The 25151-nt window shown below is 65.9% G+C and carries 20 protein-coding genes; 4 read left to right on the top strand and 16 right to left on the bottom strand.

Going from position 1 to position 25151, the window contains the following annotated elements; translation table 11 throughout:
• Positions 1-103: 103 nt before the first annotated feature.
• From ACIP1U_RS20910 to ACIP1U_RS20965, 12 genes are all read right to left on the bottom strand, one after another.
• Positions 104-874 carry a citryl-CoA lyase gene (locus ACIP1U_RS20910; RefSeq protein WP_400318747.1) on the bottom strand — a complete coding sequence of 257 codons (771 nt, stop codon included), beginning with the start codon at positions 872-874 and terminating at the stop codon, positions 104-106.
• Positions 868-3003 (bottom strand): acetate--CoA ligase family protein, encoded by a 2136-nt coding sequence (locus tag ACIP1U_RS20915; protein WP_400318750.1) that lies wholly within the window; start codon positions 3001-3003, stop codon positions 868-870. The genes ACIP1U_RS20910 and ACIP1U_RS20915 overlap by 7 nt, the downstream gene beginning before the upstream one ends.
• Positions 3000-3500 (bottom strand): MaoC family dehydratase, encoded by a 501-nt coding sequence (locus ACIP1U_RS20920; RefSeq protein ID WP_400318753.1) that lies wholly within the window; start codon positions 3498-3500, stop codon positions 3000-3002. Before ACIP1U_RS20920 ends, ACIP1U_RS20915 begins: the two co-directional genes overlap by 4 nt.
• 225 nt (positions 3501-3725) lie before the next feature.
• Positions 3726-4889, bottom strand: coding sequence for an acyl-CoA dehydrogenase family protein (locus ACIP1U_RS20925; RefSeq protein ID WP_400318756.1), 1164 nt, complete (start codon positions 4887-4889; stop codon positions 3726-3728).
• On the bottom strand, positions 4882-5631 hold the full coding sequence (locus tag ACIP1U_RS20930) for an SDR family NAD(P)-dependent oxidoreductase (protein ID WP_400318759.1): 750 nt from the start codon (positions 5629-5631) through the stop codon (positions 4882-4884). Before ACIP1U_RS20930 ends, ACIP1U_RS20925 begins: the two co-directional genes overlap by 8 nt.
• 69 nt (positions 5632-5700) lie before the next feature.
• A complete protein-coding gene (locus ACIP1U_RS20935; protein ID WP_400318761.1) occupies positions 5701-6441 on the bottom strand; it encodes an IclR family transcriptional regulator in 741 nt (246 codons plus the stop codon).
• 141 nt (positions 6442-6582) lie between these two features.
• A complete protein-coding gene (locus ACIP1U_RS20940) occupies positions 6583-6780 on the bottom strand; it encodes a hypothetical protein (protein ID WP_400318764.1) in 198 nt (65 codons plus the stop codon).
• A 93-nt stretch (positions 6781-6873) separates the two neighbouring features.
• A complete protein-coding gene (locus ACIP1U_RS20945; RefSeq protein ID WP_400318767.1) occupies positions 6874-8031 on the bottom strand; it encodes a porin in 1158 nt (385 codons plus the stop codon).
• Entirely contained in the window at positions 8028-9269 is a 1242-nt protein-coding gene (locus ACIP1U_RS20950) for a CaiB/BaiF CoA transferase family protein (RefSeq protein ID WP_400318768.1), read from the bottom strand. Before ACIP1U_RS20950 ends, ACIP1U_RS20945 begins: the two co-directional genes overlap by 4 nt.
• A gap of 4 nt (positions 9270-9273) precedes the next feature.
• Positions 9274-10257: a Bug family tripartite tricarboxylate transporter substrate binding protein gene (locus ACIP1U_RS20955; protein ID WP_400318771.1), complete on the bottom strand. Its 984-nt coding sequence runs from the start codon at positions 10255-10257 to the stop codon at positions 9274-9276.
• A gap of 51 nt (positions 10258-10308) precedes the next feature.
• Positions 10309-11487, bottom strand: a complete 1179-nt coding sequence (locus ACIP1U_RS20960; protein ID WP_400318774.1) for an acyl-CoA dehydrogenase family protein — start codon at positions 11485-11487, stop codon at positions 10309-10311.
• A 9-nt stretch (positions 11488-11496) separates the two neighbouring features.
• Positions 11497-13047, bottom strand: coding sequence for an AMP-binding protein (locus tag ACIP1U_RS20965; RefSeq protein ID WP_400318875.1), 1551 nt, complete (start codon positions 13045-13047; stop codon positions 11497-11499).
• A 94-nt stretch (positions 13048-13141) separates the two neighbouring features.
• On the opposite strand from ACIP1U_RS20965, the gene ACIP1U_RS20970 reads away from it, so the two are divergent.
• A complete protein-coding gene (locus tag ACIP1U_RS20970) occupies positions 13142-14062 on the top strand; it encodes a LysR family transcriptional regulator (protein WP_400318775.1) in 921 nt (306 codons plus the stop codon).
• A 104-nt stretch (positions 14063-14166) separates the two neighbouring features.
• Here ACIP1U_RS20970 and ACIP1U_RS20975 read toward each other — a convergent pair whose 3' ends face one another.
• The 3 genes from ACIP1U_RS20975 to ACIP1U_RS20985 all read right to left on the bottom strand — a co-directional run bounded on the left by ACIP1U_RS20975 (position 14167) and on the right by ACIP1U_RS20985 (position 20124).
• Positions 14167-14763 (bottom strand): DUF2889 domain-containing protein, encoded by a 597-nt coding sequence (locus ACIP1U_RS20975; protein ID WP_400318778.1) that lies wholly within the window; start codon positions 14761-14763, stop codon positions 14167-14169.
• Between the two features lie 106 nt (positions 14764-14869).
• Complete coding sequence (locus ACIP1U_RS20980; protein WP_400318781.1) at positions 14870-16048, bottom strand: thiolase family protein; 1179 nt, start codon at positions 16046-16048, stop codon at positions 14870-14872.
• 173 nt (positions 16049-16221) lie between these two features.
• On the bottom strand, positions 16222-20124 hold the full coding sequence (locus ACIP1U_RS20985; protein WP_400318784.1) for a LuxR C-terminal-related transcriptional regulator: 3903 nt from the start codon (positions 20122-20124) through the stop codon (positions 16222-16224).
• Positions 20125-20349: 225 nt separating this feature from the next.
• Between ACIP1U_RS20985 and ACIP1U_RS20990 the strand changes: the two genes are divergently transcribed.
• The 3 genes from ACIP1U_RS20990 (at position 20350) to ACIP1U_RS21000 (ending at position 23434) form a co-directional block, all read left to right on the top strand.
• On the top strand, positions 20350-21126 hold the full coding sequence (locus ACIP1U_RS20990; protein WP_400318787.1) for an enoyl-CoA hydratase/isomerase family protein: 777 nt from the start codon (positions 20350-20352) through the stop codon (positions 21124-21126).
• A 36-nt stretch (positions 21127-21162) separates the two neighbouring features.
• Positions 21163-22305, top strand: a complete 1143-nt coding sequence (locus ACIP1U_RS20995) for an acyl-CoA dehydrogenase family protein (RefSeq protein WP_400318790.1) — start codon at positions 21163-21165, stop codon at positions 22303-22305.
• Between the two features lie 67 nt (positions 22306-22372).
• On the top strand, positions 22373-23434 hold the full coding sequence (locus ACIP1U_RS21000; protein WP_400318793.1) for an MBL fold metallo-hydrolase: 1062 nt from the start codon (positions 22373-22375) through the stop codon (positions 23432-23434).
• Positions 23435-23554: 120 nt separating this feature from the next.
• Here the strand turns inward: ACIP1U_RS21000 and ACIP1U_RS21005 are convergent, their stop codons facing one another.
• Positions 23555-25123 (bottom strand): AMP-binding protein, encoded by a 1569-nt coding sequence (locus ACIP1U_RS21005; protein ID WP_400318796.1) that lies wholly within the window; start codon positions 25121-25123, stop codon positions 23555-23557.
• Positions 25124-25151: the final 28 nt, after the last annotated feature.

A 25151-nucleotide genomic window follows, 5' to 3' on the forward strand; every position in this document is an offset into this window, starting at 1 on the left:
GAAATTTCGTATGGCTCGGGAAGCCTGTCCGCCGAATCTCCCCACCTGCCGGAGCACACGCCGCGCCGCTGCGGCGTGTTTCCGGATTTCCGGCTGCGGGCGCTCAGGGCAGCACGTTGCGCGGGTCGGCCTTGAGCACGAGTTGCCAGGCTTCGCGCGCCATCGGCTCCTGCTTTTCCTCCAGCACGTGGGCGAGCAGGCCTGCCGAGCGGCCCACCAGCGCCAGGCCGCGCGCGATCAGCGGGTCCAGGCCCATCGCGGCGACGATTGCCCCGATCGCACCGACCACGTTCATCGGCAGCTTGCGCTTCTGCTCCTTGACAAGTACCTCGACGATGGCCTCCATCAGGCGCCAGTGCAGGCCATAGTAGCCGTTCTGCCGCGAGAGCTCGCGCAGCGCCGGCACGCGGGGGTCACCGTCGACGTGAATCGGGTGGCCGACGCCGTAGATCTGCTGGCGGCTCTCCTTGTAGCGCCGGATCAGCGCGCGGGCGGCCTCCAGCAGCTGCTCGTCGGTGGCATCTTCGCTCAGCTCGCGGGTGCCTTCGTTGAGCATTTCGGTCGCGTTCTGCATCGGGCCCAGGAATACGCTGCCCGCGCCGAGCAGGCCGGTGGCCACTGCGCCCTGCAGCGCTTCCGGCGCGCCGATGTACGTCAGCCGGGCCGACAGCGAGCTCGGCGTGATGCCGTGGTCGGCCGTGGTCACCAGCAAGGCGTTGACCATGACCTTTTCGCGCGGCGTCGGCAGTCGCGACAGCGTAGTGAAGAAGATCATGTCGACAAAGTCGAACTTGCCGATGATCTCGGTGGCGAGGTTAAGGCCACGCACCATGATGGTGTCCGTGGTGGTGTAGCCGATTTCAGTCTTTACCATGTGGAAGGCTCCGTGCCTTGATAGGAGAGGACGGCGTCCAGCGCGGCCACTCCCTCGCCCTGCGGACGAACCGCGAGGGGGTTGATTTCCAGTTCCTCGATGCTGTGGGCGTGCTTTGCGACAAAGCCGGACAGCTTCACCAGCACGTCGACCAGCGCGTCGATGTCAAAGGCCGGCTGTCCGCGATAGCCCTTGAGCAGTTCATGGCAGCGGGTTTCGGCGATCATCTCGCGCGCCGAGGCGGGCGTGAGCGGCAGCAGCCGGCGGCTGACGTCCCTGAACAGCTCGATGCTGACGCCGCCCAGGCCGAACGTGCAGACGTGGCCGAATACTGGATCGCGGTGGATGCCCACCACGGCTTCGACGAACGGGGAGGGCAGCATCGGCTCCACCAGCACGCCTTCGATCTGCGCGGCGTCGCAGGCTTTCGTGCCGTTGGCGTGGATTTCCTCATACGCGACCATGGCCGCGCCGTCGGATGCAATGCCCAGGCGCACGCCGCCGATATCGGTCTTGTGCGTGATGGCCGCGCTGACGATCTTCATGACCGCGCGGCCGTTGCCGACATTGCGGAACGCCAGCGCGGCTTCGGCCGGCGAACATGCCACTACGCCTTGTGGCGTCGGGATGCCGGCCTGCTCGAGCAGTGCCTTGGTCTTCGCCTCGGACAAGTTGGCGGTGGCCTCGGCGCCGTTCACGTCGGCCAACGGCTGCCATTCGCGTTCGAATTTCGCTTTCCAGCGGCCGTATTCGATAAAGCGCTGGACGGCCAGCACGGCATTGCCCACCGCGCGCATCGGCATCAGCCCGCCCTCGATCATCTTTCGATGGCCCTCGCCGGTGCGGTCGCTCATCCAGACCGGCACGATCGGCGTATTGGTTTCCTCGAGCTGCACGCGCACCATGCTGTCGGCCAGCATGGCCGTGGTCTTGCCGTACTCCACCGGGATCGGCACCAGCACCAGGTCGGTATTGGGGTCGGCGGCGGTGGCCTTGAGCGTGGCGTAGCTGACTTCGGTATTGACCAGCACTTCGGCCGTCACATCGACCGGATTGGTGAACGCGGCAAAGCCGGGCAGGGCCTGCCTGAGCGCCTCGATCGTGTGCGACGCGAATTCGGACAGCTTCAGGCCGGCCAGGCCGACCATGTCGGAAGCCAGCGCGGCGGTGCCGCCCGAGAAGCTGTACACGGCAAGCTGTTCCTTGCCGGTAGGCTTGCGTCGCGCCAGCAGCGAGGCCACGTCGATCAGTTCATCGATATCGTCGACTTCGATGATGCCGAGCTGGCGGAACATCGCGCTGTTGATCTCGGCCGAGCCGGCGATGGCGGCGGTGTGCGACTGCGCCGCCTTGGCGCCGTACTCCGACTTGCCGACCTTGATCGCGACGATGGGCTTGCCGCACCGGGCCGCATGCAGGGCCGCCGCCATGAAGCGCGGGCCGTTGCGCACGCCTTCGAGCGTGGTGACGATCACGTCGATGTCAGGCGCGTCGGCCATGTAGTGGATGTAGTCGCTGACCTCGAGGTCGACTTCATTGCCGCCCGAGCACCACAGGCCCACGCCGACGCCGCGGTCCATCGCCTGGATGAACGAGCGGCCCAGGCCGCCGCCTTGCGTAGCCACGCCGATCGGGCCGGGGCGGCGGTCGATGCGCCAGGCCGGCGAGAACGTCAGCCCCAGGCGCGCGTTCATATTGTTCAGGCCAGGGCAGTTCGGCCCGTAGATGCGCATGCCGGTGCTGGCGACGATCTCGCGCATCTCGGCTTCCACGGCGCGGCCGTCTTCACCGGTCTCGCCGAAGCCCGACGTGAACACGATCGCGAATTTGATGCCCGACTCGCCGCATTCGCGCAAGGTCTGGATGACCATGTCGGCGCGCACGGCCAGGATGGCGAGGTCGGGCGCTTCCTTCAGGTCCTTGACCGACGCCACGCACGGCCGGCCGTGGATCTCTGCGCGGCCCGGGTTGACGAGGTGGAGTTCACCCTTGAATTCGGAAAACGTGGTCAGGTTTTCCAGCGTGCGGCCGCCGATGCTGTCCGGCTTTTCGGACGCGCCGACCAGCACGATCGAGTTCGGATTGACGAGCCGCGACAGGTCGCTGAACCAGATGCCCTGGTTGGTCATTGCGCTTCTCCCGGCGTGCGGCGCTTGAACAGGCAGGTAGCGGCCATTTCCGCCACGACTTCGCCGCGCTGGTTCACGGCCTTGCGCATGAAGGCAATGATGCCGCGGTCCGGGCGGCTCGTGGTCTTCTGCTCGACCACCTCGATGTCCACGCGGATGGTGTCGCCGATGAAGGTGGGCTTGGGGAACTTCAGGCGGTTCTCCAGCACGCTGAACAGCGAGCCTTCGAAGAACTGGTTCGGAATCGAGCGCGAGGTCAGGCCAGCCATGAACGCTGCCACCAGCATGCCGTGCGCGATGCGCTGGCCGAAGATGGTGCCCTTGGCGTATTCGGCGTCGACATGCACCTTGTTGAAGTCGCCGGTCAGCGCTGCAAATGCAGCCACGTCGGCTTCGGTGATGGTGCGCGACGAGGTGCTGTAGGTCAGGCCGGGCGTCAGGTCTTCCCAGTAGAGCGTGGTGTTCGCGACCTGTTCGAGGATGGAAGGTTGGGTCATGGGTTGTGTCTCTCGGTATTCGGTGTGTGCGGTGTTCGCGGTGTTGTGATGCCGCTGGTTTGCTCCCCTCTCCCACTTGTGGGAGAGGGGCTGGGGGAGAGGGCACCGGCGCTGGCAAGAGCGAAGGCCGTCAACTTCGTGGCAACGCCTGCCCTCTCCCCCGACCCCTCTCCCGCGGGCGGGAGAGGGGAGCCTTGTTCAGGTGGTGTCGGTCCTTAGCGGTGCTTACGTCAGCGCACTGATCCCCAGAATCTCGCGCCCAATGATGAGTGTCTGGATCTCCGTCGTACCTTCCGGAATCATCCCGCCGCGCGTGTCGCGGAAGATGCGCTCGATCGGGTAGCCCGTGGCATAGCCCATGCCGCCGTGCACCTGCAGCGCGAGGTTGGCGACCTCGAATGCGGCTTCGGTTGCGTACAGCTTGGCGATCGAGCATTCGGTACGCGAGGTGCCGTTCTGCATCGAGCGCGCGGCGCGGTAGCCCAGCGAGCGCGCTGCCTGCGTCTTCATGGTCATGTCGACGATATGCTTCTGGATCAGCTGGAACGAGCCGATCTGGCGGCCGAACTGCTTGCGTTGCAGCGCATAGTCGGCGGACAGGTCCAGCGCGCACTGCGCCGCGCCTACGGCGCCCATGGCCACGTTAAGGCGGCCGAAATTCAGGCCGATCAGGATCTGGCGCAGGCCCTGGCCTTCCTTGCCCAGCAAGTTGGCCGCGGGCACATCGGCGTCTTCAAACGTGAAGGCCGCGGTGCCGGTGCTGCGCGTGAACATGGTCTCCACCGGCGTGGCGCTGTACGGCGTCACGTCGCGCTCGACCAGGAACAGCGACAGTTCGCCATTGCAGGTGTCGCTGAACGTGCGCGCCACCACGATGCCGAAGTCGGCGAACATGCCGTTGGTGATCCACAGCTTGCTGCCGTTGAGCACGTAGCGGTCGCCGCGCTTGTCGGCGCGGGTCTTGATCTCGGCCACGTTGGAGCCGACGTCCGGCTCCGAGATCGACACGAAGGTCTTGCGCTCGTTGCGCAGCAGGGGGCGCATGAAGCGCTCTTTCTGCTCTTCGTTGCCGTAGGCGTTGATGATGCCGGAGACGATGTTCAGCCCGTTGAGCAGGATGCGCAGCGATAGCCAGCAGTAGCCGGCCTCCTCCATCATCACGGCCCAGGTCAGGTAGTCCAGGCCAAGGCCGCCATCGGCTTCGGGCAGGTGGCCGCCGAAGTAGCCGAAATCCGCCAGGCCGGTCAGCGCCTCGTGCGGGAAGCGCTTGTCCTTTTCGGCCTGGTCGATGCGCGGCGCGATGTTTTCCTTCAGGTAGCGGCGGATGTTGTCGCGCAGCAGTCGCTGGTCGGCATCGAGGCCGTCGACGTCGGCGTTGGGATCAACCATAGCGGCCTCCGGTCACGAAGAGAGTGGTGCCGGTGATGTAGCGGGCATGTTCCGATGCCATGAAAGCCACGGCGCCGGCGATGTCGCTGGTCTGGCCCGGGAAGGTCACGGCGTTCCTGGCCATGACGTTGGCCAGGATGGTGTCGTAGTTGGGCAGGCTCTTGATGTACTCGGTCTCGATATAGCCCGGGGCGATCGCGTTCACCGTCACGCCCTTGCGCGCCTGCTCCAGCGACAGCGCGCGCGTGAAGCCGATGATGCCGGCCTTGGCGGTCGAGTAATTGGCCTGGCCGGGGTTGCCGAAGAGCGCCCGCGAGCTGATGTTGATGATGCGGCCCCAGCCCTTCTCGTGCATGAACGGCAGCGCCGCGCGGCAGGTGTGGAACGAGCCCTTGAGCGTCACGTCGAGCACCAGGTCCCAGTCGGACTCGTCCATCTTGAGGACGGTGCGGTCCTTGACCAGGCCGGCGTTGTTGACCAGCACGTCGATGCTGCCGAAGGCCTCCTTGCCGGCGCCGACCATATTGCGCACCTGGTCTTCCTGGCGCACGTCGCACTGCACGGCAATGGCCTTGCCGCCAGCCTGCTCGATGCCGCTCGCGGTTTCACGCGCGGCGTCCAGATCCAGGTCCGTGATCACCACGGCTGCGCCTTCCTTCGCCAGCATACGGGCGGTTTCCGCGCCGATGCCGCGCGCCGAGCCGGTGACGATCGCCACGCGGCCATTCAGTCCAAGGTCCATTTCTCCTCCTTAATAGGTTGCAGAGTCGGGGGTTGCAGAGTCGGGGTTGCAGAGTCGGGTTTTGCAGAGTCAGTGGTCGGCCAGCAGGGAATCGCGCACGTCGCGCAGGGCCGCCAGATAGGATTCGCGGTGTTTCTCGATACGTTCGGTCGGCCCCGCCAGCGAGATGGCCACCGGGCGCTCGTCCAGGCGCGCCGGGACGGCCAGCGCCGTCACGCCGGCGGTCCCTTCGTCATGGGCTTCGTACCAGCCTTGCTCGCGCCCGCGCGCCATCTGTGCCATCAGTGGCTCGATATCCACCACCGTGCTGCGCGTGACCGCCGGCCGGCGAATGGCCTCCAGCCTGGCGCGCGCCTCGTCTTCCGGGAGCAGGCCCAGCAGGGCTTTGCCGAGTGCGGAGGCATGCAGGGCAACACGCTCGCCGACGTCGAGGATGTAGCGCAGCGGCAGTCGGCTCTGGGCCACGGCGGCGACGCGCACGGCCTGGGGCTCCAGCACGCCGAAGAAGGCGCTTTCGTTGGTGGCATCCGTCAGGCGCCGCACCGCTTCCTGGGCCAGCCGGGTCAGCGGGTCGCTTTCCGCGATCTGGCGCGCGGTCTCGAACAGGCGGCCGGTCGGATAGAAGCGCCGCGTGCGCGTGGTGCGCATCAGGTAGCCAAGCGAGTGCAGCGTATGCAGCAGGTCGGAGCAGCTGCTGTCGGCGACGGCCAGCAGCTTCGCCATCTCGGAGTTGGACAGGTCGCGCTTTTCGCGGGCAAAGACCTCGAATACGGCCATGGCGCGGCTGGCTGCGGGAATCTGGATGGGCATTGATATTCCGATATATCGTTAGTTACTACGAAATATGGAAATTAATGTACGAGATTGCCGGCACTGATCGCAAGGTATTTTTCGAGGGGGTGTAGAGCCCTACGATATACAGAAAATTTGCCTTGAGTCGATTTCATCACTCTATTCGGTGATTTGTCTCGTCAAGTGCGAAACATCATCAAAATGTTCGTACATAGATTTTTCTACGGACGGTGCCGCCGCCGGCCCGAGGCCACCAGCGGCGGGCAGGTTGCCGAGGTGATCCGGTACATGGGCGAGGCCGGCAGGATGGCCGGACTGCAAAAGTCCGTGCCTGTCCACGTGCTGATCGAAACCCACGGCGCACTGCGCGACGTGTTCCAGACTGCGGAGCTACCGAACATCGAAGTGCTCGACTTCGGCCTGATGGATCTCGTCAGCGCTGCGTTTCAGTCAGAACCTATGGCGAACCCCGATTGCTACGCCAAACATGCCCTTCTGCCCGGCGGTCGGAAAGTAGCCATTGGCGAAGCTGATCGGCGACGAGTCGAAGTTCAGGCCGGCGTTGCGCGCATACGCAGTCGTCAGATATACATCCGTACGCTTGGAGAGGTCGTAGTCGGCAATGAAGGTCACCTGCCAGGGATTGGCGGGCTCGGTTCCAGGCGCCGTGGCATTGAGCCTGGCTTCCTTGATGTCGGCATAGAAGTAGGCGAGGCTGAGTCCCAGAGCCGGCATCGCGCGGTAATTGACACCAGCCCACCAGTAGTCGTCACGAATCAATGTATTGCTGTTGGCAAAGCTGGAGCGGTTCCAGCGGTAGCCGGCCATGGCCTTGATCGCGCCGAAATCGTAGCTGAGGGCACCGCCGAATTTGCGAACCCTTCCTGGCTGTCCAGTCGTGATGGTTGGTCGCCACTCGTCGTACACCGCTGTGGCACCGAACTTGCCGTCGGTGTAGGTCAAGGAAGCGCCATAGCCGGTGTTGTCGCGGAAGTTGCCGGGCGTCTCGCCGCCGCCGCCGTTGGCGAGCGCCGTGGTGCCAAGGACGCCGGTGCCGGCCCCGAACGTGTAATGCGCGGATGCTGTCAGCCGCCCGAAAGTGCCGAGGTACTTGACCATGTTGTCGCTGCGATAGTTCACCCCGAGTTGCCAGGCAATCGGTTCGTACAGTACCGCGTAGCGGGTGGGCGTAAAGTTCGAAAAGCCCTCGAAGATGCTGGTGTACTGGCGCCCGAATGTCAGCCTGCCGTATGGACCTCGAAGGCCGACATAGGCCTGGCGTCCGAACAGTCGGTTCGACGTCGCTACCCCTGTATCTACGCCAAAGCCGCCTTCGAGAACAAAGAGGGCAGAGAGGCCACCTCCTAATGTTTCCTGGCCGCGCAGCCCCCACCGCGGAGACGAGAGGCCGGCGGTAACCATCGAGAAGCGCTTTCCGCCCGGCTGCGGCACGAGTTGACCATTGACGACCGAGGGCACGCCTCGCGCGACGTTGTTGACATACTCGATGGGGGTATCCAATACGCCATACATGGTCACGCTGGACTGTGCCAGCGCCGTACCGCCCATGGACGTCAGCGCGGACAACACCAACACCCTTGTTTTCATGGTGCGATCTCTTTCGTTGAAGAATCGCCTGCGTCGGCTGGCTGGGCGATTTGCACTGCGCGGCACGTAGCAGGTTCCCGCTGGATGTCCGTCTGCCGTTCGCGGTCGCGGCCAGGCCAGCCCTGCGCGGAGAGCACGGCGTCATTGTCCTGGCCGACTGACGCTACCCGGCCGGGGATATCCGGGAGCCCCGCAGAAAACTTCACGGGAAACCGTGTTGCCATCGTTGCGTTGCCATCGAGCGGTCGTATAACCTGCCGCGACTGGACGTGAGGATCATTGAAGAGTTCGGTGGCATCCAGCACGGGCGAGAACGGCACGTCTGTACCCTCGAATTCAACTCGCCATGCCGCAAGGGGGCGCGAGGCGAAAATGCGATTCAGCAACGCATGAACCTCCTGCTTGCGCTGCTGCCGCAGTGCACGGGACGCGTAGCCTTCCGACAGCAGTTCCGGGAACTCGGCCCCAAGTCGATCTCGCAGGGACAGCCAGAATTTGTTCTCCATGATCCCGAGGACCATGTGACGACCGTCCGCGGTTTGAAAGATATCGTTGTCCGGCATCACGCCCGGCGTATCCTGGCCGGCTTCGAGCGCGTGCCTGGCTGTCCAGGCCGCTCCGGCAGTCCAGGCCAGGATGGCGTCGTGGATAGACACGTCGAGATGCTGCCCGCACCCGCTCTGCCGCGCGCTCATGATCGCCACGGCAAGAGACAGGCTGGCGTAGGCCGCGGCGGCATAGTCCGAGATGCGCACCCGGGGCCGTGCCACCACGTCTTCCATCTGCGCCGGTACTCCCCAGTAGCCGGCGAGGGCCAGGTAGTTCAGGTCATGACCGGGATCGGCCGAGTACGGGCCGGATTGCCCGAATCCGGAAATCGAACACATCACGATGCGCGGATTCGCCGCGCTGAGTTTGTCATAGCCGAGGCCGAGCCGATCCATGACACCGGGCCGGAACCCTTCGATCACGGCATCCGCCTCGCGGGCGAGCGCCAGGAATGCGGTTCGCCCCTCGTCCGACTTCAGGTCCAGGGCAATGCAGCGCTTGCCGTGGTTCAGTTGGGCAAACGCATTGCGTCCCATTGTCCTGACCGTATCTCCGCCATTCGGTTGCTCCACCTTGATGACGTCCGCCCCTAGCTGGCTCAGAGCGAGCGCCGCGTGGGGCCCTGGAAGGAGCTGGCTGACGTCCAGTATTCTTGCGTCCCGCAAACAGGACCATGCGGCAACAGTCATCTCGTCAGCCTCCCGACCCGTTTGCAATTCCGATGCTGGCGATCCATTTGCCGTACTGCCGGTCTTCTGCCCGAACGAATTCGGCGAATTCGGCTGGTGACTTGCTGAGCCGGATCTCGGCTCCGATACCGCGTGCGTGGGTGTCCAGCAAGCCGTCGGTGATGATGGCGTGCAGATGTGTGAACAGGAGCGCCAACAGGTCAGGCGGCAATTTGGCAGGCGCGAAGATGCCACCCCAGTTGTCGAGCACGTAGCCCGGAGGCAATGCTTCCGCAAGCGTCGGCACCTCAGGCAGGATCGGCGATCGGGCTGCGGTGGTCACCGCCAGAGGAGTCAGCTGCCCGCTGCGCAGGTAGGGCACCGTCATCGAGGCGACGGGAATGCCGAACAGTACCTGGCCATTCAAGACGGCATTGGTAATTTCCGGCCCGCCTTTGTATGGGACGTGGACGGCTTTCGCGTCATGCTGACGAAGAAGCGCCTCCGCCGCGAGATGAGCAATGCTTCCCTTTCCGCTCGACGCATAGTTGTACTTCTCCGGCGCGCGCCGGATCTCTGCCACGAGCTCGCGCAGGGTGCGTATGTTCGAGGATGACTTGACGACCACGACCGAGGCGCCGCCGCTGAAGCTTGTGATCGGCGTGAAATCCGTACCGAGGTCATAAGGCCTCTTCGCATACATGTGCGAGCTGATCAACTGCGTGTTGGCGAGCAAGCCGAGCGTGTAGCCGTCCGGGGCGGCGCGCTTCAGGGCTGTCGTTCCAATCAGACCGCCAGCGCCTGGTATGTTCTCGATGACCACCGCCTGGCGCAGGCGCTTGCCCAGCTCGCTGCCGAGCATGCGGGCGAGAAGGTCGGGCGAACTTCCGGCGAGGAAGGGAACGATCATGCGAATGGGCTTTTCGGGATAGCCTGCGGCCAAGGCTGTCCGAACCTGCGGCAGTGCCATCGCGGCCGCCGTCATAAGCAGCCAGGATCTTCGGTTCATCTGATGGTCTCCTTTGTGCTGTGCGTGAGTGGCCTGGCGTTGATAGCCGACTCACGCTTCCGTCTTGGCGGCTTCCAGGATCACGCGTGCAATGGTGTTGCGCTGGATCTCGCTCGTCCCGGTGTAGATTCTGCTCATGCGCAGTTTGCGAAATACGTGCTCCACGGGATGTCCCCTCGTGACGCCGACGTTGCCATGTATCTGCACTGCCTTGTCCGCGACTTCAAAGCAGCGTTCGGAAACAAAGAGCTTGCAGGCGGAGGCCTGCATGCGGATATCCGCGCCACGATCGGCAAGTACCGCCGTGTTGGCGATCATGCTTTCGCAGGCCCACAACGCTGCAGCCATATCTGCCAGCATATGCTGGATGGCCTGAAATCGCGCGATCGGTGCGCCAAACTGGTGTCGCTGCTGGGCATACTGCAGGGAGCGCTGGTAAACCTTCCTGGCCTGACCCAGCATGCTCGGACAATGCAACAGCCGATTGACGTTGATACGGTTCATGCCAAGCCTGAATCCGTTGCCGAGCCCGCCCAGAATATTCGACTTCGGCACGCGCACGTTCTCGAAACTGATGTCGGCATCAATGTGCTGCCCGGACATCGGCACGTATGCCACCTCGACCGTTACGCCCGGCAGATCGAGGTCCACCAGCACGGCGGTGACTGTCGCCGGCGTCGTGGTGGGATCGGTCACGCACATGACGATGGCAAAGTCGGCAAAGGGAGCGCCGCTGATGTAGTGCTTGCGGCCATTGATCACCAAGTCGTCGCCGTCAGCGACAGCGGTGGTGGATATGCTGTTGGCATCCGAGCCGGAATGCGGCTCGGTCAGGGCAAAGCAGGTGGCCTTGTCCGCGCGGATAACAGGGAGGAAATACCGCTCCATTTGCTCCGGGGTCGCATGACGAAGCATGTTGCCGACGCGCGGCGGGCCGCCCAGGTCGCCCAGCACGTGGGGCGCCAGCGCGCACTCCGAGGAGGCGATCTCCAGCTTCAGGGCGCATTGGTCGACAATGGTCAGCCCCTGGCCGCCATGCTCCTTCGGCAGGTAGATACCATACAGGCCCAGCTCTGCCGAGCGCTTCCAGACCTTGCGCAGCACGTCGCGTGGCCACGGGTCCTCGGGCCCAAGCTGCGCCGATGCCTGTAGCGGAACAAGCTCATCCTGGATGAAGGTGCGGATGCGTTCGCGAATGCGCCCGAGTTCAGGGCTCACAAGATGGTCCATTCGTGTCTCCTAGTTCACGCGGCGGTCCACGCCTTTCCAGTAGGGCTCGCGCACGAGCTTGCGTGCGAGCTTGCCATTCGGGTTCTTGGGCAACTCGCGGACAAACTCCACGGATCGCGGCGTCTTGTAGTCAGCGATGAGGGCACGGCAATGCGCGATGATTTCATCCTGGTGCGTCACGGCACCTTCCTTCAGTGAAACCACCGCCTTAACACTTTCTCCCCAGGTTGGGTCAGGCACGCCGATTACGCAGGCCTCGAAGATGTCGGGATGCCGATAAAGGGCCGCCTCCACCTCGGTCGGGTACACGTTGAAGCCACCGGAAATGATCATGTCTTTCTTGCGATCGACGAGGTACAGGTAGCCTTCGTCATCCACTCTGGCGAGGTCGCCGGTTCGCAACCAGCCATCAACGATGGCTTCGGCGGTAAGCGCCGGTTCGCCCCAGTAGCCCTGGAAAACATCGTCGCCGCGTATGACGATTTCGCCGATGGCATCGCCACTCACATCGTTCCCGGCATCGTCGACCACACGCACCTCCGATTCGGCGAAGGGCCGCCCGCACGAGGCCAGCCGCTCGGGGCGCTGGGCGATGGCGTGGGCGTGGTCGGCAATGCTGAGTCGCGCCACGCCGGAGGTTGACTCGCTGGCGCCGTAGCCTTGTGCCAGGACTGGCCCGATGCGTTCCCACGCCTCCCGGATGCGCGCAGGAGCCATTGGCGCCGCGCCGTAGCTCAGCGCACGCAGTGTCCGCAGATCCGCGCGCTCAAGGCGCGGCTCGGCGAGCAGCATATTGATCATCGCGGGCACCATCATGGCGTGGGTAATGCCGTAGCGTCCGACGGCGTCAAGGAATTCGCCGGGATCGAAGCGCTCGAAGAGCACGAGCTCGGCGCCACGAAACAGGTTCGGCTGGACCAGCATGCCGGAGGCGTGGGTGACCGGCCCGAGCAACGCGATGCGATCGCCAGGGCGGACGTCGCCATCGGTCAGCAGGACCTTGCGGAATGCCGCCAACCGGTTGCCATAGCTTTGCATTGCCGCCTTCACTTTGCCAGTGGAGCCCGACGAGAAATGAAGCACGGCAAGGTCATCGGGTGCCGGGCGCATGTCGAGCGGCCTGGTCGAAGCGGAAGCGACCATGGTTTCGTAGTCGGCATATCCCTGCACCGCACCACCGATCGCGACAAAAGCCTCAATGGATCCGAATCCCGGCGTGCCGGCATGGTAGTGAGTGAAGCCGCTCCCTGCGATCAGTACGCGCGGTGTGCAGCTTTCCACCAGTTCGCTCACTTCGCCGGCCGTGAAGCGCGCGTTCATCGCAGCCTTTACCAAACCAGCCTTGTAAAGCGCACATTCGATTTCGACCAATTCCACACAGTTGCGGGCCTGTATTGCCACGCGGTCGCCCCGGCTCAAGCCCAGCGCACGCAACCCATTGGCCAGCCGCGTCGAGCGATTATTCAGGTCCTGATACGAAAGCGTGCGGTCGCCGCATCGCACGGCCGGGCGATCTGCCCAGAATTTCGCCGCCCGATGCAGGAATGCAGGAAAGCTCATCATGTCTCCTTGTTTGCCATTGCTGCAGTCTGTATGCTGGCTGATATTCCAACAATATCCAGAGTGGAAATTTTGTATAACTCCGGGGCATACCATGGACGTTCGTGATCTGGATTACCTTCTTGCCGTTGCGGAACGCGGCAGCGTCTTGCGCGCGGCGGAGCAGATGGGTATGACGCAGCCGGCTGTCACCAAGGCGGTGGCAAGACTGGAACGGGAAGTTGGGATGCCGTTGTTTGAGCGCACGGGCCGCGGTATGGCGCTAACCATCGCGGGCGCAGCATTGGTCGCGCGGGCCCGGAAGATACGCCTGGAGTACGACGACGCATTGCGGGAACTCGCCGGGATGCGGGCGGGGGCAGTCGGCACGGTGCGCTTCGGATTCAGTCCAACGGTCGCGGCTTCGCTGGTCTTTGGTGCCTGCAAGCAGCTTGCGCGCGAGCGACCCGCGGCCCGATTCTGTTTGCGCGAGAGGCTGGGCGATGCATTGCTCGATGCGCTCTTAAGCGGCGATGTCGATCTCATTGTGGCGCGGATTCCGGACGCCGAAATCGAGCAGGTGACGATGCAACCGTTGTATATGGACCGGCTGTTCGTTGTGGCTGATGCCGGTCATCCGCTGGCAAGCAAGCGCAACCTCGGTCTGGAGGACCTTACACAGGAGGAGTGGGTACTGCCGCCCCGGGGGGTTCTGCTACGGCAGCAGATCGAGGACGCTTTTCTCGGGCAAGGACTGCCTAAACCCAGGTTGCGCGTGGAAACCGATTCGAATCGCCATGCAATGCTCGAACTCGTGCACGGATCCCGCTGGCTAAGTCTCTGCAGTCAGGACACGCTGGCTCGACTCGATTATCTTCGAGCGCTGGACATGGCGCCCGGCAAGCTGGACCTTGGCCGGCGCATCGGCATCATGTATCGCAGCGGAGCCTATCTGGCTCCCGTCATCTGCCGGCTAATAGAGATCCTCAAGGATCGATGCGGCGATGCCGCGGAGCCTCGCGCGCGCCTGGAATGAAGGGGGCTTGTGGTCGCGTCCGATTCGCGCGGGCGAGCGTGGAGCTTGCCGGCAGATGGCGTCGAGGGCATGCGCGCGGGGTTGCTCGGCAAGGGCAGGAGCCGTCAGCCGGACACTTCAGCCCCGGCGGATCCGTCAGCGTCCTCGTTATTTAGACGGCGATGCGGCGGCCAGAGGATGGCCACCGCGCGGCTGTCAATGCGGTACGTATGGCAGGTGCCGACCAGGGCAGGCCTTGGCATCGGTCCCGCTTCGTCGGCGGGCAGGCGGCCGTTGCGCGCGGCGCGGTCGAGCGAGAAGCGGCTCTGCACGGCGGTGGTCGCCATCGGGCCGAGCAGGTCGGTCATGTGGGTGCAACCCTTCACGCCGCCCACGCGTGCCTTGACCGCCTGCCGGAAGCCGGTGCGCAGCGCCACGCCCTTGAGCGCGCCATAGGCGGGCTCGATCTCGGGGCAGATGTCGGACGGGCCGGCGGCCATGCGGGCGGTGATGTCCCGGATCACGAGGTCCATGTCGATGGTTGCCGACACGTGCATGTGATGGATGGCGCCGCCGGGCGGTACCTCCTTGAACAGCAGGTGGGTGCCGTCGGGCGAGATGTCCTTCAGTTCTGCTTCGACGTCGATCAGGCCGTCATCGCGCAGGTAGCCGGTGCAGGTGATCTGGCGCGTGTGCAGTGGCTTGCGGTTGGGAGGGGGCATGTGCTGTTCGCCTCTACTCAAGTTGGGCCCTGTCGGGGCGCCATATGGTAGAAACCCCTCGCTCTTGCGAGTGAGGGGGCCTTGCAGCTGTTCGCGAAGAACGCGCTCAGACCTGCAGGATCGTCGAGACGGCCGCGGCGCCGTCCAGTCCCACCTGTCCGCCGCCGTTCTCGGCCAGCGCTATCTTTGCGCCGTGGCGCTGGCGGGGGCCGCTTTCGCCGCGCAGTTGCTGGGCCAGTTCCACCAGTTGCGAGACGCCGGTAGCGCCGATGGGGTGGCCCTTGCTCAGCAGGCCGCCACTCGGGTTGACGGAAATCTTGCCGTTCAGGCCCGTGGCGCCACTGCGCAGCAGGCCTACGCCTTCGCCCGCCGCGCAGAAGCCGAGGCTTTCGTAGTACATGACTTCCGACGGGGCGGAGGCATCGTGCACTTCGGCCACGTGGATGTCGCGCGGATCGACGCCGGCCATCTCGTAGGCCTTGAAGGTGGCGCGGATCGGCGATGGTGCCAGGCTCAGGTCGGGCGTGCCCGCCACGATCGCCGAGGCGCCGACCCACACCGGCTTCTTCGCCGTCAGCTTCTTCAGGTAGTCGGCGGTGCACAGCACCAGGGCGGCGGCGCCGTCGCCAATGGACGAGCACATCTGGAGCGTCAGCGGATCGCTGATCACGCGGCTGGCCAGCACGTCTTCCACCGTGGTTTCGGTGCGGAACTGGGCGAGCGGGTTCAGCGAGGCGGCGTGGCGGCTCTTGACCACGATCTGCGCCAGGTCTTCGCGCGTGCAGCCGGTGGCTTCCATGTACTTGCGCGTCTTCTCGGCGTAGATGTCCATGAAGATCGAGCCGCTGCCCGAGCCGACGTGCTTCGGCAATTCTTCCTCCAGGTCCACGGCCTTGGCCAGCGCGCCGAACGACACGCGCTTGTCTTCATGCGACATGCGCTCGGCGCCTACCACCAGCGCCACCTGCACCTGGCCGGCGCGCACCGCGTTGTAGGCCAGGTTGAAAGCCGTGCTGCCCGAGGCGCAAGCGTTCTCGACGTTGACCACCGGCACGCCCGGCAGGCCCAGGAAGCGCAGGGCGGCCTGGCCGCGCACCATTTCCTGGCCGGTGACCAGGCCCGCGACGGCATTCGAGAAATACACCTGCTCGACGTCCTTCGGCTGGATACCGGCGTCAGCCAGCGCAGCCTGGGCGGCATCCATGGCCATCATGCGGACGGACTTGTCGAGGAACTTCCCAAACGGCGTCATGCCGACGCCGATGATTGCGCATTGTTGATTCACGTAGCTTCTCCTTGCGAAATTCGCTGTCTGTGTCCGCATCATTGCTGCGCGGACACAGGGCCGCACACCCCGATGGGGGTGGGCTGGAGCGTCATTCCGGAGAAAGTGCAGCTATGCGTTTCGGATGAAGCGGTGATTCTGAAAGGCAATGTGCCCGTGGCCCGGCACCTGGACTAGCCCTCGCGCTTCGGCGTCCCGACCAGATCCCGCAGCCGCGCCGCCGCCCCCCCGCGGCCGGCCACGCCGAGCTTGGCGTAGATGTTCTTCAGGTGCCATTTGACGGTTTCCTGCGCGAGGCCCAGCACCATGGCGATCTTCTTGTTCGGCATGGCCTGTGCGGCGAGGTCCAGCACCTCGCGTTCGCGCTCGCTGAGCAGGCCGGCTGCGCCGGTGCCGGCCGTGGCCACATCGTGGCCGGGCGCGACGGCGCCGGTACTTGCGGCCTCCGTGCGCAGCCGCGTCACGTAAAAGGCGAGAACAGGGTCGAGCGTGCCCGCGTTGCCGGATGGGTTCCGTGGCGTATCGCGGCGGGTGTCCAGGATGGCGTCGATCTGCGCCGGCAGGTCTGGCGACACGTCGAGCAGCGTGCGTACCAGCCCGAACCGGTGACCCAGCGACAGTGCCTTCGTCAGATGGGAATGCGCGGCTTGCGGGCGGCCGACGCGGTGTTGTGCAAGGGCCAGCTGCATTTCGAGGCCGGCCTGACGTACCGGGTGGAGCGAGCCGGCTTCCAGGACCTGCGCCAGCCGGGTGGCGCAGGTGGTGTAGTCGCGCAGCGGCAGCAGCATGTCGTCGCGCGCCTGCCGGACGACTGCCAGCACGCGACGCGCGGTTTCGGTGCGCCCATCGGCGTGGCGCTTGCCGATGGCCTCGAGCTGGCGCAATGCGGTGTTGGCACTCTGCATCTCGCCGAGCTCGTGATGGCAGCGCAGGCGCAGGGCATGGGCCTCGGCCAGCAGGCGGTCCATGCCGAAGCGGTCGGCGTAGGCTTCCAGCCGGTCGATGCAGGCCATGGCCTGCGCGCGGCGCCCCACCAGCCAGTGCGCGCGCGCGAGCACCAGGCAGGCATGCAACACGGTGTCGGGCAGCGAGGCGCGTTCCAGCACGTTCATGCGCGGTTCCAGCAGCCGGACAGCGGCCTCGGTGTCGTTGACCTCGTACAGGATGTCGGCAAGCAGGCCGGCGGTCATGCAGGAGAGGCCGGTGGCATCTACGCCGCGCGCGTCGGCGCTTTCCAGTATCTCGCGCACGGTTTGCTCCGCCGCGTCCGGACGGCCTTCCAGGGCGACGCTCATGGCCGCGATGCAGTCGCCCAGGAGCCGGCTGCGCGTGCCTGCGCCGCGCGCGCCGGCCTCGTCCACGACGGCGCGCGCCTGGTCGTACTGGCGCTGGTAGATATAGGCCCAGCCGAGGATGTTGCTGCGGCAGTTCCAGCTGAAGTCGTCGGCTTCGGCAGGAATGCCGTCGCGCAGTGAGGGGACCATCGCCAGCACCGTATCGACATCGTCCTGCTGGAGCGCGAGCCCGGCACGGATCAGCGCCTCGGCGTAGCGCTGGCGGCTGTCGAGCGTCTTGCGCTGGGCGGCGATCCGCGCGAGGCTTTCCTGGGCGGCATTGAACCTGGCCGTGTACATCGCGTAGTAGGCCGACACCAGCAGCAGGCCGAAGCGCCCGCGCTGTACCGCCTCCGGCAGCCGCCGCAGCAGGCCGACGAGGCGAGTCAGGTCGCCCCGGGCGAGCAGGTCGTAGGCACAGGCTTCCACCATGCCGGCGGCAGCGTCCACGTCGCCTGCCTGCACCGCATGGTGTACCGCCTCGTCGATCATGCCGTGGGTGCGAAACCATGCGCCCGCCGCGGCATGCAGGGCCTGGCGGGTGCTGGCCGGCATGACGCCAAGCCGCGCGGCAAGGACGTCGCGCAGCAGCGGATGCAGCCGGTACCAGGTATCGAGGCCGGACTCGGTGTCGCGGGTCACGAACAGCTGGTCCGTTTCGAGGCGGGCGAGACGGGCCGACAGCGCGGCGGCATCGTCGGGGCGCCCGAGCACCGCCGCGCAAAGCGGGCCGCAAAGCCGCTGGCAGAGCGCCGTCGATGTCAGCCATTCCAGGTCATCGCTGGGCAGGGCCGCCAGAACTTCGCGCTCGAAATACCCGGTCAGGGCGGTGACGACGCGCGCTTGCGCGGTATGCCTGTCGGGATGGGAGCGGCTGCGCAGTTCGGTCACGGCGCGTTGCAGGCCCGTTGCCCAGCCGTCGGTGAAGCGGTGGATCTCGGCGGCGTCGCGTGCGTCAATGCCGCTGAGCTGCCCGGCAAGAAAGCGCTCGGTTTCGTCGGCAGTGAAGCGCAGGTCGCGCATGCCCACCTCGGTCAGCAGCCCGCGCGCGCGGATGCGCTCCAGTGACAGTGGCAGGGCGGTGCGGGACCCGAGCACGACATGGACGTTGGGCGGTGCGTAGTCGATCAGCCATTGCACTGCCCGGAAGGTGCGCGGATTGCCCACGCGGTGCAGGTCGTCGAGGATCAGTACCAGTTCGCGCGGGTATCGCGCGAGTGCCTGGACGAGACTGATGATCCAGGGCTCGATCTCTGCGTCGGCGGGTTCCGCCTGCCCGGGCCTTATGCCTGGCAGGCCCGGCAGGCCCGGCGGACGCGCGACTGCGCGCGCCGCGGCCGGATCGGCCTGGGCCACGCTCGCCAGCAGGCTGACGCAGAAGTGTGCCGGGGCGTTGTCGTCCGCCGCGAGCGACAGCCACGTCACGTCATAGTCCATCGACAGCAGCTGCCGGCGCCATGCCAGCAACGCGGTCGTCTTGCCACTGCCGGCCTGGCCGTGCACCACGACACAGCGATGGCGGCGGGCGTCCTGCAGGCGCGCCATCAGGGCGTCGCGGGGCAGCAGGGTGTCTTTCGTGCGTGGCGGGGCCAGGCGGGCGGCGTCGATGCCGGCGAGCAGATCGTCGCTGGCGGGTGCCGCGGGCGGTGGCGGCTCGGGAGCCACGATCGCGGTGGCGGCGTCGGGCGCAGCCACGGCAGCGGCATCGGGAGCACCATCGGGAGGACCGTCGGCCGCACCATCGGCCCCGGACACCAGCCAGACGAACGGCTGGGTCGCGGCGGCGTTCGCACGATACGCCGCGACGCAGGCCAGCAAGTCCGGCACGGTGCGCATGGCATGGCGCAGCGTGCTGGTGTCCATGGCGCGCAGGCAGCGCTGCACCGTGCGTGGCCACGAGGCGGAGGGCCCCGGAAAACAGGCCTGGAAGCGCGGATGCCGCGCCAGCCAGCGGCGCACGGCCGGGTGCCGCTGGCTGATGTCGTTGTCGCAGAGCACATAAAGGGCGGCATTGCCGTGCACGGCACGCTCCACCTTGCGCAGGAAGGCGAGCCAGGCGCGCACATTGGCGGGCGCTGCGGTGTCCGCGGGATGCGCGTCGCGGCCGCCGTCGAGCTGGCGGAGCGCGTCGAGCAGGGCCCCCATGCCCACGCGCCGCCTGGCGTCGCCGTCGCCGTCGGCGACGCCAGGCGCGTTGACCGGCGTGCGGCTGGCGAGCACCAGGGCATGTTCGTCGCCGTGCACATAAAGGCCAACGATATCCACCATGCAGCCGGAGAGATCGGGAAGGCCGGCAGGCCCGGACGCCCCCTGCGCGCGCACGCGATGGCGCACGGGCGGCTCCTGGCCCATTGCCTTCCAGTGGCGCGAGATGGTGGCGGCGCTGACGCCGAGCGTCTCTGCCAGCGTGCGCGTGCTCCACGGCTCGGGCGAATCCGGACGGCCGCGCGCGGTGAGTTCGGCCAGTTGCGCCACGTCCACCTTCAGCGGCGGTGCGCCGCGCGGGAGGTTGTTCTGGATGCCGGGCAGGCGCCACTGCACATACCGTTCGCGCCAGCGCGCCACCTGCGCGCGGCCCATGCCGAGCTGGTCGGCGATGTCCTTGTTCTGCATGCCCTGCGCGGCGAGCAGGACGATGCGGACGCGCTGCGCAAGACGCGCACTGGTATCGGCCGCATCCGCCAGTGTCATCAACGCCTCACGTTCGCTGGCGCTCAGCACCACTTCTGCCGCGACGCGCATCCCGCCTCCTTTCACACCCTGCCGATCCTGGCGCCAAGTAGAGCATAAACACCAGTCTCGATGCAACGGTGGGTGACGGAACGGTGCCCCATCCAGCAGTTTGCGCACCCATCCTGGACCCGTTGCCACCCCCGAGGGGGTGTGCGGGCGACGGGGGACGCTCCGTACATTGGCAACACCGAACGAACCCGGACGTCTGCCCGTCCGCAATCCTGGAGAGACAAGATGAGTGTGACCCAAGCCCTGCAAGGTGTAGTCGGCTGGCTGACGCTGAACCGGCCGGACAAGCTGAACAGCATGACGCGCGACATGGTCGAGTCGATGACCGCGACGTTGAAGGCGTGGCGCGACGACAAGGCCGTGCGCGTGGTGGTGCTGACAGGCACCGGCCGTGCCTTCTGCGCGGGCGCGGACCTGAAGGCGGGCAATGGTGCCGCCGCGCCGCAGCCGGGCGAGAAGGACTCGCTCGACGTGATCGTCGAGTTCTTCGACACGCTGCGCAATTTCCCCAAGCCGGTGATCGTGGCCGTCAACGGCATGGCGCTGGCGGGTGGCATGGAAGTGGTGCTGTCGTGCGACATCGTGCTGGCTGCCGAAAGCGCGACGCTGGGCGACGCCCACTCGAACTTCGGCGTGTTCCCCGGTGGCGGCGGCGCGGCACTGCTGCCGCGCAAGGTGCCCGACAACGTGGCCCGCTACCTGCTCTTCACGGGTGACGCCCTGAGCGCCGCCGAGATGAAGACCTATGGCCTCGTCAATGAAGTGCTGCCCGATGCCGAACTGACCGCCCGCGCCCAGGCGCTGGCCGAGAAGCTTGCGGGCAAGAGCCCTCTGGTACTGGCCCGCATGAAGCGCGTCGCCGCCAACGCCTGCGACAAGACCACCGCCGAGGCCATCCGTCACGAGTTGCTGGAGCTGCGCGACCACAAGCGCTCGTACGACATCCAGGAAGGCCTGCGCGCCTTCGCGGAAAAGCGCAAGCCCGAGTTCAAGGGCTACTGATCCATCGCCAGAACAGACGACACACGAGGTAACACGATGCCATACCAACTGCCCAACGAAGACCACCGCATGGCCGTCGAGGCCTTCCGCAAGTTCCTGCACGCCGAGATCAAGCCAGTGGTGAAGGAGTACCGCGACCGCTTCATCCCGAAAGAGAAAATGCGTGAGCTGCTCATGCAGATCTCGAAATTCGGCCTGCCGGGCTGCACGGTGCCGGTCGAGCACGGCGGCATGGGCTGGACCTATACCGCGCAGGGGATGCTGTTCGAGGAACTGATGGCCGTGTCATGCGACATCGGCATCTGCGTGATGATCAACAACGGCATCGCACGCAAATTGCTGACGGCGAGCCCGGAAATCCGCGACCGCTACCTGCCGGGCATCCTGGCCGGCGAGCTGTTCGGCTGCGCGGGCATCTCCGAGCCGGATGTCGGCTCCAACGTGGCCGAGCTCAAGACCCGCGGCGTGCGCGACGGCGACCACTTCATCATCAACGGCGAGAAGACCTGGATTACCAACGGTCACTACTCCGACTTCATCATCTGCACGTTCAAGGGCGAGAAGGGGCTCTCGCACATCCTGGTCGACCGCCAGGAGCACGGCTATGAAACGCGCAACATCGAGAAGATCGCGCTGAATTCGCAATCGACCGCGCAGGTGTTCTTCAGCGACACCCGCGTGCCCGCGAGCAACCTGCTCGGCGGCGAAGGCGAAGGCCTGAAGAACACCATGAAGATGTTCGAGATGGCGCGCGGCCACGTGGGCATGCTGTCGGTGGGCCTGATGCGCGCCGCGCTGGAAGACTCGATCGCCTACGCCACCGAGCGCAAGCAGTTCGGCAAGCAGATTGCCGCCCACCAGCTCGTGGCCGCCAAGATCGCCAACATCGCGATGCTGCTCGACGCCTCACGCCTGATGTGCCAGCGCGTGTTCGGCATGATCGACGCCGGCGTGCGTTGCGACCTGGAAGCCTCGATGGCCAAGGCATTCGCCACGGAATCGGCGGTCAAGGCCTGCCGCGAGGCGGTGCAGCTGCACGGCGGCAATGGCATCACCAAGGAGTTCATGGTCGAGAAGTACCTGCGCGAGGCCATCATCATCCCGATCCCGGACGGCACCACCGAGATCCAGCGGCTGTTCATCTCGCGACGGCTGACGGGCGTGTCGGCTTTCCAGTAACCCAAGCGAAAGCAGAATGCTCTTACCGGCGCCCGCACAGGGGCCGGTTTTTTTTTAGGATTCGCCAATGCATACCCTGGAATTCCAACCGGCCGCGACGCTTGACTACCCTTGCGGCGAACCGCCCGGCGACGGCGCCGTGCGCGAGATCGCGCCCGGCGTGCTGTGGATTCGCATGACACTGCCGGATGCGTTCGGCATCATCAACCTGTGGGCGCTGGAAGATGACGGCGGCTGGACACTGGTCGATACCGGCATCCATGCGCCGTCCGTGGTGCGCGACTGGGAGGCGCTGCTGCAAGGTCCGCTCGGGGGCAGACCGATCCGGCGGGTGGTGCTGACGCACCAGCATGTCGATCATGGCGGCATGGCCGGCTGGCTCACGCGCCGCACCGGCGCACGGCTGTGGATGACGCGGCTGGAATACCTGTCGGCGCTCGCGCTCGCGGGTGCCGATGTCGATGCGTTGTCGCCGGGGGGACTGGCGTTCTACCGCCGCGCAGGCTGGGATGCCGATACGGTGGCGCGCTATGAAGCGGTGCTCGGGCGCTACCAGTCGGCTTTCCATCCGCTGCCGGACAGCTACCGGCGCATACGGGATGGCGAGACGCTGCGCATCGGCCCGCACACATGGCGCGTGGTGGTTGGGGCCGGACATACTCCCGAGCATGCCACCTTGTATTGCGAGGCCCTGGGCGTACTGATCGCCGGAGACCAGGTGTTGCCACGCATTTCCTCGAACATTTCGGTGCATCCCGCCGAGCCCGAAGCGGACCCGCTGGCGGAATGGATCGCGTCACTGGGCAAGCTGCGCCGGGAAGTGCCGGCGCGCGTGCTGGTGCTGCCGGCACACAACGAGCCTTTCACGGGGCTGCACGTGCGACTGGCTGTGCTGGAGGCGGGCATCCAGCGCAAGCTGGCGAAGCTGCGCGGGGCACTCGCGGCGCCGCATCGGGTGGTGGATGTGTTGCCCGTGCTGTTCTCGGGGCCGATGTCGCCGGCACACCCGTCGCGCTATTGCCTGGCGACCGGCGAGGCGCTCGCGTACCTGAACTACCTGTTGCACCTCGGTGATATCGAAGCGGGGGACGACGCTTGCGGGGTGGCGTGGTATCGGACAAAGCGCTGAAGGCGGGAGCGGAATCAGGAAGGGGCAGGAAGTCGCAGTATGACGCACGGGTGTGCCCCGCTCCGGCGGGCGGGGGAGGGGATAAAGCCGCCGCGCATGCTCATGCCCGGTCCGTGCCCGTCATGCAACGCGGCGCGAGCGGTCCTTCCAGTACTTCTCGCGTACCTGCCGCCGCTGCACCTTCCCCACCACGCTGACCGGAATTTCCGTCACGAACACGATCGACTTCGGCGCCTTGAAGCGCCCGATGGTCGCCTTGACGTGCTCGATCAGCGCTTCGGCCGTGACCTCGCACCCGTCGCGCAGGACGACCTCGGCGTGGACGATCTCGCCCCACTGCTCGTCGGGCACGCCGACCACCGCGCTCAGCGCGACTGACGGGTGCGCGCTCAGCGCGGATTCCACCTCGATGGCATAGACGTTGAAGCCGCCGGTGATGATCATGTCCTTTTTGCGGTCGACGATGAAGAGGAAGCCCTCCTCGTCGACGTAGCCCAGGTCGCCGGACTTCCAGTAGCCGTTCTCGAACTCGGCGGCGGTGCCTTCGGGGTTGTTGTAGTAGCCCGAGATCACCGCGCGCGAGCGCAGCCAGAGTTCGCCGACGACGCCAGGCGCCACTTCCTTGCCCGACTCGTCCACCACCACCACTTCGGCCTGGCCCGTCACGCGGCCCGCCGACCCGAGGCGTTCGTCGGACGCGCTGGCGTGATCCGCCTTGGTCAGCACGGCCACGCGCTGCATGCACTCGGTGGCTCCATAGGCCTGCACGAAGATATTGCCGAAGCGTTGCTGGAGCTGGCGCAGCTTGTTCGGGCTCATCGGCGCGGCGCCGTAGAAGCAGGTGGCCAGGGTCGACAGGTCGTGGCTGCCTGCCTCCGGCATGTCGAGCAGGCGGTAGAGCAGGGTGGGCACCATCATGGCCACGGTGATGCCGTGCGCCTCGACGTTGCGGCACCACTGGCGCATGTCGGGCACATTCTGCGTGACGGTGCAGCCGCCACGGAACATCGTGGGCAGCAGGCCCAGGCCCGATCCGTGGCTGATCGGCGCCATGTGCAGGTAGCGGGTGCCGGCGTCGAGCCAGGTCTCGCCGGAGGCATAGAAGGAGTCGCGGTTGGCGAGCCAGTTGTCCATGGTGTACTGGGCGCACTTGCTCTTGCCGGTGGTGCCGCCGGTGAAGCGGTAGACCAGGGTGTCGCGGAAGATATCGCTCTCTACACCAGGGTTGGTGTCGGGCACGCCTACCAGCAGTTCGCCGAAGCACAGCAGGCCCTCCCGGCATTCGGCGGGCGGGTCCATGCAGACCACCGTGATGCCGCGCTCGCGCAGCATGGGGTAGTACGTCTCGATCAGGCTGTTCTCGATAAATACGACCTTGGGCTGGATGAAGTCGATCTGCCAGCGGTGCTCGTCGATGGAATCGCGGAAGTTGGTCCAGCAGGCCGCTGCCTCGCCCTTCAGCGCGGTCCAGGCGTGCAGCAGCGAGAGGCTGTCGTTCTCGAGGATGCACAGCCATGTGTCGCCGCGGCGCAGCTGAAGCCGGTCGCGGATCATGTTCGCCGCCTGGTTGGTGAAGCGATGCAGTTCGCCGAGCGTGAAGCGGCGGTTGCGTTCGGTATTGACCAGCGCCTCCCGGTCACGATGCTGCATCGCGATCTGTGCCATCAGGTTGGCGAAGTTCATCTTCATGTCGGTCTCCTTGCGCTCCGGCGCTGCC

The organism is Cupriavidus sp. NPDC089707 (genome assembly GCF_044748965.1).
Classification (GTDB): domain Bacteria; phylum Pseudomonadota; class Gammaproteobacteria; order Burkholderiales; family Burkholderiaceae; genus Cupriavidus.

Excerpts from the sequence above, each read along its gene's own strand:
- ACIP1U_RS20995 (WP_400318790.1), top strand. The coding sequence starts at position 21,163 with ATGCCATACCAACTGCCCAACGAAGACCACCGCATGGCCGTCGAGGCC.
- ACIP1U_RS20915 (WP_400318750.1), bottom strand. The coding sequence starts at position 3,003 with ATGACCAACCAGGGCATCTGGTTCAGCGACCTGTCGCGGCTCGTCAAT.
- ACIP1U_RS20955 (WP_400318771.1), bottom strand. The coding sequence starts at position 10,257 with ATGAACCGAAGATCCTGGCTGCTTATGACGGCGGCCGCGATGGCACTG.
- ACIP1U_RS20965 (WP_400318875.1), bottom strand. The coding sequence starts at position 13,047 with ATGAGCTTTCCTGCATTCCTGCATCGGGCGGCGAAATTCTGGGCAGAT.
- ACIP1U_RS20925 (WP_400318756.1), bottom strand. The coding sequence starts at position 4,889 with ATGGTTGATCCCAACGCCGACGTCGACGGCCTCGATGCCGACCAGCGA.
- ACIP1U_RS20975 (WP_400318778.1), bottom strand. The coding sequence starts at position 14,763 with ATGCCCCCTCCCAACCGCAAGCCACTGCACACGCGCCAGATCACCTGC.
- ACIP1U_RS20920 (WP_400318753.1), bottom strand. The coding sequence starts at position 3,500 with ATGACCCAACCTTCCATCCTCGAACAGGTCGCGAACACCACGCTCTAC.
- ACIP1U_RS20990 (WP_400318787.1), top strand. The coding sequence starts at position 20,350 with ATGAGTGTGACCCAAGCCCTGCAAGGTGTAGTCGGCTGGCTGACGCTG.
- ACIP1U_RS21000 (WP_400318793.1), top strand. The coding sequence starts at position 22,373 with ATGCATACCCTGGAATTCCAACCGGCCGCGACGCTTGACTACCCTTGC.
- ACIP1U_RS20950 (WP_400318768.1), bottom strand. The coding sequence starts at position 9,269 with ATGACTGTTGCCGCATGGTCCTGTTTGCGGGACGCAAGAATACTGGAC.
- ACIP1U_RS20935 (WP_400318761.1), bottom strand. The coding sequence starts at position 6,441 with ATGCCCATCCAGATTCCCGCAGCCAGCCGCGCCATGGCCGTATTCGAG.
- ACIP1U_RS21005 (WP_400318796.1), bottom strand. The coding sequence starts at position 25,123 with ATGAAGATGAACTTCGCCAACCTGATGGCACAGATCGCGATGCAGCAT.
- ACIP1U_RS20960 (WP_400318774.1), bottom strand. The coding sequence starts at position 11,487 with ATGGACCATCTTGTGAGCCCTGAACTCGGGCGCATTCGCGAACGCATC.
- ACIP1U_RS20910 (WP_400318747.1), bottom strand. The coding sequence starts at position 874 with ATGGTAAAGACTGAAATCGGCTACACCACCACGGACACCATCATGGTG.
- ACIP1U_RS20970 (WP_400318775.1), top strand. The coding sequence starts at position 13,142 with ATGGACGTTCGTGATCTGGATTACCTTCTTGCCGTTGCGGAACGCGGC.
- ACIP1U_RS20985 (WP_400318784.1), bottom strand. The coding sequence starts at position 20,124 with ATGCGCGTCGCGGCAGAAGTGGTGCTGAGCGCCAGCGAACGTGAGGCG.
- ACIP1U_RS20930 (WP_400318759.1), bottom strand. The coding sequence starts at position 5,631 with ATGGACCTTGGACTGAATGGCCGCGTGGCGATCGTCACCGGCTCGGCG.
- ACIP1U_RS20945 (WP_400318767.1), bottom strand. The coding sequence starts at position 8,031 with ATGAAAACAAGGGTGTTGGTGTTGTCCGCGCTGACGTCCATGGGCGGT.